We start from the raw sequence: 12,152 nt of genomic DNA on the forward strand, positions 1-12,152 counted from the left end.
AACCAATTCGCGAGCATGTCGCCGCATGGTCTCGGCTGCGAGGTCTTGTCCCTCGGGAGAGGTCTAGGCTGCACCATCCGGCCCAGCGTTCCGGCTCGCGTTTCCATCAGGTACTGAGGTCACAATGCTGAAGAATTACGCTGCCGCGTCCGCGCTCGTCCTGGCTGTGTCGACCCCGGCCTTCGCGCAGGACGCGAACGATTTCCGCCTCCAGTCGATGCAGGCGAATTCCTTCGAGATCCAGTCCTCGCAGATCGCCCTGTCGAAGTCGCGCAACCCGAAGGTGCGGTCCTACGCCCAGGAGGCGATCCGCGATCACCGCGCCGCCAACGTGGCGCTGGCCGGCGGCGAGACCAATTCCATGGCGGGTCGTGACCCGGGCCTCGGCGGCCTCGTGACGGCGCCGCTGTCGGTGGCCGGGAGCGCCGTCGGCGCCGGCGTCGGCGCGGCGACCGGCGTGGTCGGCGGCACCCTGGCGGGCGGCCCGGTCGGCGGCCTCGAAGGCATCGGATCCGGCGCCGCCAACGGCGCGCAGGCGGGCAGCCGCCTCGGCCGCGGCGATGCCACCGCCACCGGTGCCTCCACGCTCGTCCCGCCGAATGCGCAGCAGCAGGCGATGCTCGCCGAGCTGTCGGCGACCCCGGCCGGCCCGCGCTTCGATCGCCTCTATGCCAGCCAGCAGATCCAGGCGCACCAGATGTCGATCGCGATGACCCAGGCCTATGCCCAGGGCGGCCCGAACCCGGCCCTGCGCAACTACGCCCAGCAGGCCCTGCCGGCCCTGCAGATGCATTACGACCACGCCCAGCGTCTGCCGGGCGCCATGTAAGTTCGAATATTGCCCGGCCCCGGCCGGGCGGCACAGGAAGAGGCGGCGGGTGCGAGCCCGCCGCCTTTTTCGTGTCTGGTCGCGACGACCCCACGCCAGAGGGCTTCGAAGGATGAGGGGGAGGTTCTGATATCCGGCGCGCGGATAGGTCGTCCCGCGGAGCCCCTTCTCGTCAAACCGGCCCATGAGCCGGGCTCGACCGGATCGCGATCGAGCCCGGAGCTTCGCCTTGCGGCCGTCCCTTAGTCGCAGGCCACCGCGGTCGGCAGGACCTTACGGCCGGCCTGGTCCACGGCGGGGTGGAAATCGCCGGTCTCGGGATCGCGCACCAGCAGCACGCCGTTGGCGACGCCGAAATGCGCCCCGTGGATGTTGAGTCGGCCGTCCTCAACTCGCTCCTTGATGAACGGGAAGGTCAGCAGGTTCTCCATGCTCTGGCTGACCATGGCGTGCTCCATCCGGGTCAGGTAGTCGGGCGCGCTCGAATCCCCGGCCTTGGCCTCGGCGGGAGCCACGAGCGAGACCCACTTGCCGATGAAGTTGCTGCTCGAAAGCGGCGCGGCCTTGTTGGCGAAGGCCTTGATGCCGCCGCAGGTGGCGTGGCCGAGCACGACGATGTGCTTCACTTCCAGTGCCTGGACCGCGAACTCGATGGCCGCCGAGGTGCCGTGATAGGCACCGTCCGGCTCGTAGGTCGGCACGATGTTGGCGACGTTGCGGATCACGAACAGCTCGCCCGGGCCGGCATCGAAGATCGCCTCGGGGGCCACGCGGCTGTCGCAGCAGCTGATCACCAGGATCTGAGGCTCCTGGCTCTGGGCGAGCTGCGCGAAGCGCCGGCGCTCGGTCGGGAACCGGTCCGCCAGGAACGCGCGGTAGCCCTCGGTCAGGAATTCAGGGAACATGCAGTCTCCTCGAGTTTGGGCGATCTCGCAGGTGCGAGATGCGGGTCAGTGATCGTGCCAAGTCAGAACGTGCGGCCGGGTTGGAATAGTCCCTGCGGCAAGATCGGCCGCCAGGTCGGCGAGACCGGCCGGCTCGACGCGCTCGCCGCTGGCCCGGAGCTCGGCGAGGGGCCACCAGCGCGTCCCGATCACCGGGTTGTCCTCGGTCTCGGCGAGCCGGCTGGTATCGATCCGGTCGTCGGGTAGGCGGACCAGGAAGTAGCGCTCGCGCGCGTTGCGTGACTGGCGGAACAGGTGGAACGGGCCATCGCAAACCGCGACCTGGGGGCCGATCTCGACATCGTCGCGGCCGATCTCCTCGCCCAGCTCGCGCCGACAGGCGGTGACGTGATCCTCGCCGGGCTCCAGCCCGCCGCCGGGCATGAACCAGAACCGCAGCGGCTCGCCATCCGGCCCCTTGGTATGGACCGACGCGTAGGCGATCAGCAGGATGCGATCCTGTGGGTCGAGGACAATCGCCCGGGCGATGTGGCGGATCGGGAGGGGGGTCGGTTCGCTCATGGGACTGAGCTAGAGCGCACCGACCCGAACGGACACGGGTCACGGTCGATCAGCAAGATTTGATGGGTCACAAGAGCTTGAGGCGGCCGATCACGCCACCCGCACGGCCGGCGCCCAGATCACCACCGGCAGCCCGTGGGCATCCCGCTCCGGCGGGTCCGGCAGGGGCACCGCGCGCCCGTCGAGGATGTCCCGGGCCACCACCAGGGCGGCCAGCGCGTCGAGATGATCGTCGGCGGCCACGCCCTTCGCCCGGGCGTCGAGCAGGGCGGCCGGCAGGCCCGCCGCCGCGAGCAGGCTCCGGCGCAGGGCCAGGCCCTCCCGGGCCCGGACGCCCTTCTTCGGCAGCCCGAGGGGGCGCAGACCGTTGAGAGCGTGGAAGGCCACCTCCGGGTGAACCTCGTACAGCCGCGCCAGCGCATCCGGTCGCGCCCGCAGCAGCCTGTCCACGGCCCGGACATATCGGAAGATGTTGTAGCCCTGGATCGAGGGCGCGAAGGGCGGCTCGCTCGCCGCCCGCGAGGCGGCCTTGGCGGCGTCGTAGTCCGGCGCGTAGACCGCCGCCCGGGGCGGCATCGGGAAGACCGAGGACCGCGCGGGTCCGAGGCGGGCGCGGGCGGCGCGGTCGGCGGCCCGGCCACCGCCGAGGATCCGGTCCGGCAGGCCGATCGGCACGTCGATGCCGACGATCAGCGGCTGCTCCGGCGCCTCGAGCAGCGCCGCCACGTCGGGAAACAGCGCGCAGCGGTGCCGGCCGGGATCGTCGAGATCCAGCAAGGCCCCCGCCCAGGCGCCCCGGCAGCCATCGAGCCCCGCGACCCAGCGCGCCATCCCGTCCCCGTATCGATCTCGCCCCGCGATGCGTTCTTGCCCGGGACGCGGCGGAAAGCTATCGGCGACCCGAAGGGCGTCCCGCCGGCCCGGGAGAAGCGTGATGAGCGAGATCCGTCCCCGCCGCAGCGTGCTGGCGATGCCCGGCTCGAATGCCCGCGCCCTGGAGAAGGCGCGCACGCTCCCCGCCGACGTGATCCTGATCGACCTGGAAGACGGCGTCGCCCCCGGGAAGAAGGCCGAGGCCCGGGCGATGGTGGCCGCCGCCGTCTCGGGAGCCGGCTTCGGCCCGCGCGAGGTGGTGGTGCGGATCAATCCGCCCGAGATGGAGGACGGCGAGGCCGATCTCGCGGCGCTCGCGGGGGCGGGGGCCGACGCGATCCTGGTGCCGAAGGTGCGCAGCTCCGACACGCTGATCGCGGTGGGCTCGCGGCTGCGCCGGCTGGGGGCTCCGTTGGCGACGCGGATCTGGGCGATGATCGAGACCCCGATGGCGGTGGTCAACGCCGCCGAGATCGCCGGTGCCGCCCGGGACGTGGACGGACGGCTCGCCGCCCTGGTGATCGGCCCCAACGACCTGGTGAAGGCGAGCCGGATCCGCCCCCCGGGACGGGCCGCCCTACGCCCCTGGCTGATGACCGTCCTGGCCGCCGCACGGGCCTACGAGATCGAGGCGATCGACGGCGTCTTCACGGACTTGCGGGATGCCGCCGGCTTCGCGGCGGAATGCGCCGAAGGCCGCGATCTCGGCTTCGACGGCAAGATGCTGATCCATCCGAGCCAGATCGGCCCGGCCAACGCCGCCTTCGCGCCGGACCCGGCGGACATCGCCGAAGCACGCCGGGTGGTGGCGGCCTTTGACGCCCCTGAGACTCAGGCCCACGGAGTCATCGCGCTGGACGGGCGCATGGTCGAGCGCCTGCATGTCGAGGCCGCCCGGCGCACCTTGACGCTGGCCGAGGCGATCGCGCGGCTCGGCGCGTGAGCGCGCTGCCGGAAGTCGGGCTGCGCCTCCTCGACCCTCGGCTGCCGGGCTGGGGGTTTCCGCGCTGGGGCTCCGCGGCCGCCGCCGGCCTCGACCTCCATGCCTGCCTCGACGCCCCGCTGGTCCTGCCGCCGCGGCGCGCCCCGGTCCTGATCTCGGCGGGCTTCTGCGTCTCGATCCGAAACCCCGACTGGTGCGGCCTGATCTTCCCCCGCTCCGGCCGCGGCCACCGCGACGGGCTGGTGCTCGGCAACGGCACCGGGGTGATCGATGCCGATTACGAGGGCCCCCTGATGGTCTCGGCCTGGAACCGCGACGACGCCAATCCGGTCCGGATCGAGCCCGGCGACCGGATCGCGCAGTTGGTCTTCACGCGGGTGACCCGGCCGGTCCTGACGGTGCTGGAGGACGAGTCCGCTTCGGGCTCGGGCCGAGGCGCGGGCGGGTTCGGGTCCAGCGGACGGTAGGCGACGCGCATCGGATCCGGGACGGCGGGATATCCGGATCGCCGCCCCATCCCGCGTCTCCGCCGGTCCCATCCCGACGCCTGAGGATGCGAGCGAGGATTGAAGTTTATCCAACGAATATGTGAAATATTTTGTTTCGATAAATCAATTCAAGCGTGCAGTACATTCCATCGTCGAAGATAAAACTCTATAGTATATCGTTCCACTAGCTTATAATTTATAAAATCTAGGTTTTATTTCTTGCCTTAAACTTTCGTCGCTGCTAGCGGCGATGTGTTGGCTCAACAATGATTCCCATGCCGATCCGCTCTGCGGAGAGAAGAATCGATCGCCGGCATGGTTTCACGACTTGATCGGCGTCCGCTTCGTCATGACCTGCACGCATGTCCGCCACGTTGCACCTCTGGCAACGCTTCTCCTTCTGACGCACCATGCCGCTCTGGCGCAGGAAAGCTCGGGCCAGCCCGCGACAACCTCGGTCCAACTCGAAACGTTGTCAGTCGAGTCGCGCAATCCGGCCGCGGGGCGGGTCGGGCAGGGGGAGGCCGGCGGCCTGCCGAAAGCATTTTCCGGCGGCCAGGTCGCCCGCGGCAGCCGGCTCGGCATTCTCGGCAACCGGGATTACATGCGCACGCCATTCAGCACGGCGAGCTACACCGAAAAGACGATCCGCGATCTCCAGGCGGTCAGCGTCGGCGATGTCCTGACGCGCACGGACCCGTCGGTGCGCGCCTCGATCGGCAGCGGCAACCGCTACGACGCGCTGACGATCCGCGGCTTCCGGGTCGACAACCGCGAGTTCGCCCTGAACGGCCTGTACGGCCTCGTGCCGGATTACCGGATCGACCCCGCCCCCCTCGAACGGATCGAGGTGCTCAAGGGTCCGGCGGCGTTCCTGTTCGGAACCGCGATCTCCGGCAGCATCGCCGGCACGGTGAACGTCGTCACCAAGCGCGCGGGCGAGGAGCCACTGAACCGGGCGACCGTCGACTACGCCTCCACGACGCGGGGCGGGGCGGAGCTCGACGTGGCGCGGCGCTACGGCGACGCGAAGCAGATCGGCGTGCGGATCAACGGCGCGGGCCTGGGCGGTGCGACGCCGATCGACCGCACGGCCCAGCGCAACGGCGTCGGCTCGCTCGCCCTCGATTATGACGGCGACCGGCTCCGGCTGTTCCTCGACGTCATCTACCAGCACGACGCCTATGACGCCCAAACCCGCGGCGGCAATCCGGCGCAGGGCCTGCGCGTGCCCAGGGCGCCCGACCCGCGCCGGAACATGTCCCAGACCTTCGATTTCTCCCGCGCCGACAGCCTCACCACCCTCGGCCGGGCGGAGTTCGACCTCACCTCGAACATCACGCTGTTCGCGGCGCTCGGCGGCAACCGCTTCACCTACGACAAGCAGGAGAACCCCGCCTTCACCCTCCTGGACCGGACCGGGCGAACCAAGGTGAACTCGATCTTCCAGACCGGGGACACCGCGACGCTGTCGGGCGAAACGGGGGCCCGGGCGCGCTTCGATACGGGCTGGATCAAGCACGAGGCCGTGTTCACCACGACGTATCTCGACCAGGATCTGACGCTCGGACAGATCACCTACCCGAACTATGATTCCAACCTCTACGCGCCGGTCCGCCTGGCTTGGCCGGGGCAACCGAAGGCTGCCTTCCCCCGGGGCCGGGCGAGCTACGACCGGATGACGAGCTACGCCGTCGCCGACACGATGTCGGTCGCCGACGGGCTGGTCGAGCTGATGGTCGGCGCGCGCCGGCAGGAGATCGAGCTCGGCACTTACGCCCCGGTCACGGGCCTCCTGACCAGCACCTACGACAAGAGTGCGACGACTCCGGCCTTCGGCCTGGTGGTGCGGCCCACCGAGGTGCTGTCGGTCTACGCCAACGCGGTCCAGGGCCTGACGGCGCTGAAGCCGCCCGGCTCCGCGGTCAACACCGCGCAGACCTTCCCGCCGGCCCGGTCGCGGCAATACGAGATCGGGACGAAGCTCGACTTCAAGACCTTCGGGGCGACGCTCGCCGCCTTCCAAATCACCCAGCCGGCCGGCAATGTCGATCCCGTGACCCACGTCTTCAGCGTCGGTGGCACGCAGCGGAACCGCGGCTTCGAGGGGACGATCTTCGGCGAGGTCGTCCCGGACCTGCGCGTCATCGCCGGCGCGACCCTGCTCGACGCCCGCTGGCGCCGGACCCGGGGCGGCCTGTACGACGGCAATCCCGCCACCGGCGCGCCGCGCTTCCAGGCCACCGCGGGCCTCGAATGGGACACGCCGGTGATGCGCGGCCTCACGGCGATCGCCACCGTTGTCTATACCGGCGCGTCCTATGCCGGCACGACGTTCACCAACCTGCCCTTCTCGAAGATCCCGGACTGGACGACCCTGGATCTCGGCCTGCGCTACGCCACGCTCCTGCAGGACAGGCCGGTCACGCTGCGCGCGACGATGTCCAACGTCACCGACAACCACTTTTGGATTGCCAACCCGAACGGCGCCCTCATCCTGGGCGCCCCGCGCACGGTTTGGCTGTCGGCTTCCATCGACTTTTAAGATGCCAAGCCGTCATCGCGAGCGGAACGAAGCGACCCAGCGCAGCGCGCGATCCCAGGAGGGTGCGTAGCCCTGGGTTGCTTCGCTCCGCTCGCAATGACGGGGGCAAGCGTGGGCCGGATGCTTCAGGCGCCGGACCGTCTCAATCCAGCACCTTCCCCATCCGCCCGGCGAGATCCTGGATGAACTGGAAGGCGGTGCGGCCGGAGCGGGAGCCGCGGGTGGTGGCCCATTCCAGCGCCTCGGCGCGCAGGCGCTCGGGCGGCAGGTCGAGGCCGTAGCGCTCCGCATAGGCGCGGATCATCGCCAGGAACTCGTCCTGGCTGCATTTGTGGAAGCCGAGCCAGAGACCGAACCGGTCCGAAAGGGAGACCTTCTCCTCCACGGCCTCGCCGGGATTGATCGCCGTGGAGCGCTCGTTCTCGACCATGTCACGGGCGAGCAGGTGCCGGCGGTTGGAGGTGGCGTAGAACAGCACGTTGCCGGGCCGGCCCTCGATGCCGCCGTCGAGCGCGGTCTTGAGCGACTTGTACGAGGTGTCGTCGCCGTCGAAGGAGAGGTCGTCGCAATAGACCAGCCAGCGATGTGGATCGGGTCGCAGGAGCGCCATCAGGTCGGGCAGGGCCTCGATATCCTCCCGGTGGATCTCGACGAGCTTCATCGGCCGCGTCCCCGCGGGCCGGCGGGCGTTGATCTCGGCATGAGCCGCCTTGACCAGCGAGGACTTGCCCATGCCGCGGGCGCCCCACAGTAGGGCGTTGTTGGCCGGCAGGCCGCGGGCGAAGCGCTCGGTATTCTCGATCAGCGTGTCGCGGGCCCGGTCGATGCCGGTGAGCAGGCCGATCTCCACCCGGGCCACCTGCGGCACCGGGGTCAGCCGCCGCTCGGGCCCCCATAGGAAGGCGTCGGCGGCGTTCGGGTCGAAGGCCGGCGCCGCGGGCGGCGCGGCCCGCTCCAGCGCGGTAGCGATCCGCTCCAGGAGCGGCATCAGAGTCTCGAGGCTCGTCATCGGATCGGGGGGTTTGGCTGCCGGGTCGGCGAAGCAACCGTACTACGGCGTTCGGTTACGGAAATCATCCGTCTCGGGGCGTTCCGAACGCGAAGCCGAATCGGGCGTTGGACCTTCCGCGAGGGCGGCCCAGGTCGACCCCGGGAGGGCGCGGATGGAAGCGGGACCGACGATCCGGATCGCCCAGGTCGGGGCTTACGTCTTCACCGTCGATTTCGGCGCCGCTTTGCCCGGCCTCCTCACCGACGAGGCGCCCCCGATCGGCGGCGGCACCGGCCCGGTCCCGGAGCAGATGCTGATCGCCGGGGTTGCGAACTGCCTGTGCGCCAGCCTGGTCTTCGCCTTGGGCAAGTTCCGGCAGGACGCTCAGGGCGTCGCCGCCGAGGCCGCCTGCCGGGTCACGCGCAATGCGGAGGGCCGGCTGCGGATCAGCGGGATCGACGTGCATATCCGGCTCGGCGCGCAGGCCGCGGTGATGCCCCGGATCGACCGGGTGCTGGAGCAGTTCCAGCGCTTCTGCACGGTTTCGGAGAGCGTGAAGGCCGGGATCCCGGTCGCCGTCACGGTCGAGGATGGCGCCGGGCGCCGGCTCGCATGACCGGCCCCGGGACGGATCTCGAATGTCCCGCGGGCGGAGACCGCCACGCCTCGTTTCTGCGGCCGGGATGATCCGCCCTTCGCCCCGAGACCGTTATCCCCTTGCCTGCACAGGAGCGACGCATGGCCCAAGACAACCGGGACGCTGCAACCGAGCCGGGGGCGTTGGCCCACTTGTTCAACCAACGCGCCAATGCCGGCGATGTCGAGGGGCTGGTGGCGCTCTACGAGCCGGGGGCGGTCCTGGCCGCCGGGCGGGTGGTCGCCACCGGGCATGATGAGATCCGGGCCTTCTACGCCAACCTGCTGGGGCGCAAATCCGACTTCCCGGCCGCCGAGGCGCTCGAGCCCGTGCGCAACGGCGATCTCGCCCTGACCTTCGCCCGTCTACCCAATGGCACGCTCTCGGTGGAGGTCGCCCGCGCGCAGCCGGACGGCACCTGGCTCTGGGCGATCGACCAGCTGAAGATCGCGCCGCCGAAAGCCTGAGGGCGGCCCCGCGCTTGTCCCACCGGACGCGATGCGGCAAAGCGGGGGCCGCGCGCCCCGAGCCTGCGCGCCGATCCGAGCCGACACGATGCACGACATCCGCGCCATCCGGGACAACCCGGACGCCTTCGACCGCGACCTCGCCCGCCGGGGCCTCGCGCCGCTCTCGGCCGAGCTGATCGCCCTCGACGAGGCGCGGAAATCGTCCGTGTCGGCGGCCCAGGCCAACCAGGAGCGGCGCAACGCGCTCGCCAAGGAGATCGGCGGCGCCAAGAAGGCCAAGGACGAGGATCGCGCCGCCGCCCTGATGGCGGAGGTCGCCGCCCTCAAGGCCGCCGAACCCGCGCTGAAGGCGGCGGAAGGCGCGGCCGACAAGGCGCTCGCGGAAAAGCTCGCCGCGATCCCGAACCGGCCCAAGCCCGACGTGCCGGACGGCGCCGACGAGCACGGCAACGTGCTCTACCGCAGCCACGCCTCAACCCGGGAGCGCCTGACCGAGGGCAAGGAGCATTTCGAGCTCGGCGAGGCCTGTGGGCTGATGGATTTCGAATCCGCCGCCAAGCTCTCCGGCTCGCGCTTCGTGGTACTCAAAGGCCAGCTCGCCCGGCTGGAGCGGGCGCTTGGCCAGTTCATGCTCGACCTGCACACGCAGGAGCACGGATATCTGGAAGTCGCGCCGCCGGTGCTCGTCAAGGACGACGCGATGTTCGGGACGGCGCAGCTGCCAAAGTTCGAGGACGATCAGTTCGCTGTTGTCGATGGCTCCTCCCTGAGGAAGGTCCACGACGCTCTGTCCGCCACTGAGCCCACGGAAGCGCACCGTAATGGCGACGCCCTCGGCGAGGATGTCCGCGCCGGAATGGAGCAGGGGCGGCGCTGGCTCATCCCCACCGCCGAGGTCCCGCTGACCAACCTCGTGCGCGAGTCGATCCTGCGCGAAGAAGAGTTGCCCCTGCGCTTCACCGCGCTCACGCCCTGCTTCCGGGCCGAGGCCGGGGCGGCGGGGCGGGATACGCGGGGCATGCTGCGCCAGCACCAGTTCAACAAGGTGGAGATGGTCTCGATCACCACGCCGGACGAGTCCGACAACGAGCACGAGCGGATGCTCACCTGCGCGGAGGCGGTCCTCAAGAAGCTCGATCTGCCCTACCGGGTGATGACGCTCTGCACCGGCGACATGGGCTTCGCCTCCCAGAAGACCTACGACATCGAGGTCTGGGTGCCGGGCCAGCGCACGCACCGGGAGATTTCCTCCTGCTCGGTCTGCGGGGAATTTCAGGCCCGCCGGATGAACGCTCGCTACCGGGGCAAGGACGGCAAGCCGGCCTATGTCCACACGCTGAACGGCTCGGGCGTCGCGGTCGGCCGCGCCCTGATCGCCGTGATGGAGAACTACCAGAACCCGGACGGGAGCATCACGATCCCGTCGGTGCTCCACCCCTATATGGGCGGGCTCAACCGGATCGAAGGGGCCCGCTGATGCGCATCCTAGTCACCAACGACGACGGCATCCACGCGCCGGGGCTCGCCACCCTGGAGGAGATCGCCCGGGAGCTGTCCGACGACGTCTGGGTGGTTGCGCCGGAGAGTGACCAATCCGGCGTCTCGCACTCGCTCTCGCTGAACGACCCGCTGCGCCTGCGGCAGGTCTCCGAGACGCGCTTCGCCGTGAAGGGCACGCCGTCCGATTGCGTGATCCTGGGCGTGCGCCACATCCTGGGCGATCACGGGCCGGACCTGATCCTGTCGGGGGTCAATCGCGGCCAGAACGTCGCCGAGGACGTGACCTATTCGGGCACGATCGCGGCCGCCATGGAGGGCACGATCCTCGGCATCCGCTCGATCGCGCTGAGCCAGGCCTACGGGGCCGGCGGGCGCAGCGCGCTCAAATGGGATTGCGCCCGCGAGCACGGCCCGAAGGTCGTCCGCAAGATCCTGGAGACCGGCATCGAGCCCGGCATCCTGATCAACGTGAACTTCCCGGATTGCGAGCCGGCGGACGTGCAGGGCGTCGCGGTGGCGGCGCAGGGTTTCCGCAACCAGGCGCTGCTGTCGATCGATGCCCGGGTGGACGGGCGCGGCAACCCGTATTTCTGGCTGGCCTTCGCCAAGGCCCGGTTCGAGCCGGGCCACGGTTCGGACCTGAAGGCGATCGCCGAGAAGCGGATCTCGGTGACGCCGCTGCGCCTCGACCTCACGGACGAGCCCACCCTGACCCGCTTCGCGCAGGCCTTCTCGGCGTGATCGACCTGGGCGGCCTCGAGGAGGCTGCCGGCAACGCGGCCTTCGTCATGGCGCTCCGCGGCCGGGGGATGCGGGACACCGCGATCCTGCGGGCCATGGAGCAGGTCCCGCGGGAACCCTTCGCCCCGGCCGCCCATCGCGCCCAGGCCCGGCGCGATATCGCCCTGCCGCTGCCCTGCGGCGCCTCGATGACCGCGCCGACCCTAGTGGCGCAGATGCTGGCGCTGCTGCGGGTCGAGCCCGGGCACCGGGTGCTGGAGATCGGCACCGGCTCGGGCTACGCCACGGCGCTGCTGGCCAAGCTCGGGGCCGGCGCGGTCCTGAGCCTCGAGCGCTACGCGACGCTGGCCCGGGAGGCCGCCGCCCGGCTCACCGCCCAATCGGAGGTCCATGTCGTCCAGGCCGACGGCCTCGCGCCCGAACTGCCGGATGGCGGCTTCGACCGGATCCTGGTCCATGGCAGCGTCGACGCGATCCCGCCGCACTGGCGCGCGGCCCTGGAACCGGGTGGCCGCCTGGTGACCGGACTCATCCAGGACGGCCAGTGCCGGATCGCGACCCTGGCGACCCCCGAGGCCGAGCCGGACCTCGGCCCGCCGACCCGCTTGGCGGCGCTGGTGCCGGGGTTGGCTCGGGTGCTGTGACGTTCACTGTTCCACGCCGTCATTG

General features: G+C 70.3%; 13 protein-coding genes. 9 read left to right on the top strand and 4 right to left on the bottom strand.

Annotated features, from left to right (window positions below; all coding sequences use genetic code 11):
• The first annotated feature begins 124 nt into the window (after nucleotides 1-124).
• Entirely contained in the window at nucleotides 125-829 is a 705-nt protein-coding gene (locus AKJ13_RS07915; protein WP_007562468.1) for a DUF4142 domain-containing protein, read from the top strand.
• Nucleotides 830-1,071: 242 nt separating this feature from the next.
• Here AKJ13_RS07915 and AKJ13_RS07920 read toward each other — a convergent pair whose 3' ends face one another.
• From AKJ13_RS07920 to AKJ13_RS07930, 3 genes are all read right to left on the bottom strand, one after another.
• Nucleotides 1,072-1,734, bottom strand: coding sequence for a carbonic anhydrase (locus AKJ13_RS07920; protein ID WP_007562470.1), 663 nt, complete (start codon nucleotides 1,732-1,734; stop codon nucleotides 1,072-1,074).
• Nucleotides 1,735-1,779: 45 nt separating this feature from the next.
• The gene (locus tag AKJ13_RS07925) at nucleotides 1,780-2,295 is read right to left on the bottom strand and encodes an NUDIX domain-containing protein (protein WP_050732867.1); all 516 of its coding nucleotides are present in this window, start codon (nucleotides 2,293-2,295) and stop codon (nucleotides 1,780-1,782) included.
• 90 nt (nucleotides 2,296-2,385) lie between these two features.
• Nucleotides 2,386-3,126 (bottom strand): DUF429 domain-containing protein, encoded by a 741-nt coding sequence (locus AKJ13_RS07930; RefSeq protein ID WP_050732868.1) that lies wholly within the window; start codon nucleotides 3,124-3,126, stop codon nucleotides 2,386-2,388.
• Nucleotides 3,127-3,229: 103 nt separating this feature from the next.
• On the opposite strand from AKJ13_RS07930, the gene AKJ13_RS07935 reads away from it, so the two are divergent.
• The 3 genes from AKJ13_RS07935 (at nucleotide 3,230) to AKJ13_RS07945 (ending at nucleotide 7,144) form a co-directional block, all read left to right on the top strand.
• On the top strand, nucleotides 3,230-4,111 hold the full coding sequence (locus AKJ13_RS07935) for a CoA ester lyase (RefSeq protein ID WP_050732869.1): 882 nt from the start codon (nucleotides 3,230-3,232) through the stop codon (nucleotides 4,109-4,111).
• Complete coding sequence (gene dut, locus AKJ13_RS07940) at nucleotides 4,108-4,578, top strand: dUTP diphosphatase (RefSeq protein WP_050732870.1); 471 nt, start codon at nucleotides 4,108-4,110, stop codon at nucleotides 4,576-4,578. Before AKJ13_RS07935 ends, dut begins: the two co-directional genes overlap by 4 nt.
• A gap of 349 nt (nucleotides 4,579-4,927) precedes the next feature.
• The gene (locus AKJ13_RS07945; protein WP_050732871.1) at nucleotides 4,928-7,144 is read left to right on the top strand and encodes a TonB-dependent receptor; all 2,217 of its coding nucleotides are present in this window, start codon (nucleotides 4,928-4,930) and stop codon (nucleotides 7,142-7,144) included.
• Between the two features lie 142 nt (nucleotides 7,145-7,286).
• On the opposite strand, the gene AKJ13_RS07950 is transcribed toward AKJ13_RS07945, so the two are convergent.
• Nucleotides 7,287-8,153, bottom strand: a complete 867-nt coding sequence (locus AKJ13_RS07950) for an ATP-binding protein (RefSeq protein ID WP_050732872.1) — start codon at nucleotides 8,151-8,153, stop codon at nucleotides 7,287-7,289.
• 154 nt (nucleotides 8,154-8,307) lie between these two features.
• Between AKJ13_RS07950 and AKJ13_RS07955 the strand changes: the two genes are divergently transcribed.
• The 5 genes from AKJ13_RS07955 to AKJ13_RS07975 all read left to right on the top strand — a co-directional run bounded on the left by AKJ13_RS07955 (nucleotide 8,308) and on the right by AKJ13_RS07975 (nucleotide 12,127).
• Nucleotides 8,308-8,751 carry an OsmC family protein gene (locus AKJ13_RS07955; RefSeq protein WP_050732873.1) on the top strand — a complete coding sequence of 148 codons (444 nt, stop codon included), beginning with the start codon at nucleotides 8,308-8,310 and terminating at the stop codon, nucleotides 8,749-8,751.
• A 122-nt stretch (nucleotides 8,752-8,873) separates the two neighbouring features.
• Nucleotides 8,874-9,239 (top strand): nuclear transport factor 2 family protein, encoded by a 366-nt coding sequence (locus AKJ13_RS07960; RefSeq protein WP_050732874.1) that lies wholly within the window; start codon nucleotides 8,874-8,876, stop codon nucleotides 9,237-9,239.
• Nucleotides 9,240-9,327: 88 nt separating this feature from the next.
• Nucleotides 9,328-10,719: a serine--tRNA ligase gene (serS, locus tag AKJ13_RS07965; RefSeq protein WP_050732875.1), complete on the top strand. Its 1,392-nt coding sequence runs from the start codon at nucleotides 9,328-9,330 to the stop codon at nucleotides 10,717-10,719.
• Entirely contained in the window at nucleotides 10,719-11,483 is a 765-nt protein-coding gene (gene surE / locus AKJ13_RS07970; RefSeq protein ID WP_050732876.1) for a 5'/3'-nucleotidase SurE, read from the top strand. The genes serS and surE overlap by 1 nt, the downstream gene beginning before the upstream one ends.
• Nucleotides 11,480-12,127 carry a methyltransferase domain-containing protein gene (locus AKJ13_RS07975; protein ID WP_082316888.1) on the top strand — a complete coding sequence of 216 codons (648 nt, stop codon included), beginning with the start codon at nucleotides 11,480-11,482 and terminating at the stop codon, nucleotides 12,125-12,127. The genes surE and AKJ13_RS07975 overlap by 4 nt, the downstream gene beginning before the upstream one ends.
• The last annotated feature ends 25 nt before the right edge of the window (nucleotides 12,128-12,152 follow it).

The organism is Methylobacterium sp. ARG-1 (genome assembly GCF_001262595.1).
Taxonomy (GTDB): domain Bacteria; phylum Pseudomonadota; class Alphaproteobacteria; order Rhizobiales; family Beijerinckiaceae; genus Methylobacterium; species Methylobacterium brachiatum.

Bases quoted from the DNA above. Each gene is read 5' to 3' on its own strand.
- AKJ13_RS07920 (WP_007562470.1), bottom strand. From the start codon at position 1,734: ATGTTCCCTGAATTCCTGACCGAGGGCTACCGCGCGTTCCTGGCGGAC.
- surE (WP_050732876.1), top strand. From the start codon at position 10,719: ATGCGCATCCTAGTCACCAACGACGACGGCATCCACGCGCCGGGGCTC.
- AKJ13_RS07960 (WP_050732874.1), top strand. From the start codon at position 8,874: ATGGCCCAAGACAACCGGGACGCTGCAACCGAGCCGGGGGCGTTGGCC.
- AKJ13_RS07925 (WP_050732867.1), bottom strand. From the start codon at position 2,295: ATGAGCGAACCGACCCCCCTCCCGATCCGCCACATCGCCCGGGCGATT.
- AKJ13_RS07955 (WP_050732873.1), top strand. From the start codon at position 8,308: ATGGAAGCGGGACCGACGATCCGGATCGCCCAGGTCGGGGCTTACGTC.
- AKJ13_RS07915 (WP_007562468.1), top strand. From the start codon at position 125: ATGCTGAAGAATTACGCTGCCGCGTCCGCGCTCGTCCTGGCTGTGTCG.
- serS (WP_050732875.1), top strand. From the start codon at position 9,328: ATGCACGACATCCGCGCCATCCGGGACAACCCGGACGCCTTCGACCGC.
- AKJ13_RS07935 (WP_050732869.1), top strand. From the start codon at position 3,230: ATGAGCGAGATCCGTCCCCGCCGCAGCGTGCTGGCGATGCCCGGCTCG.
- AKJ13_RS07930 (WP_050732868.1), bottom strand. From the start codon at position 3,126: ATGGCGCGCTGGGTCGCGGGGCTCGATGGCTGCCGGGGCGCCTGGGCG.
- AKJ13_RS07950 (WP_050732872.1), bottom strand. From the start codon at position 8,153: ATGACGAGCCTCGAGACTCTGATGCCGCTCCTGGAGCGGATCGCTACC.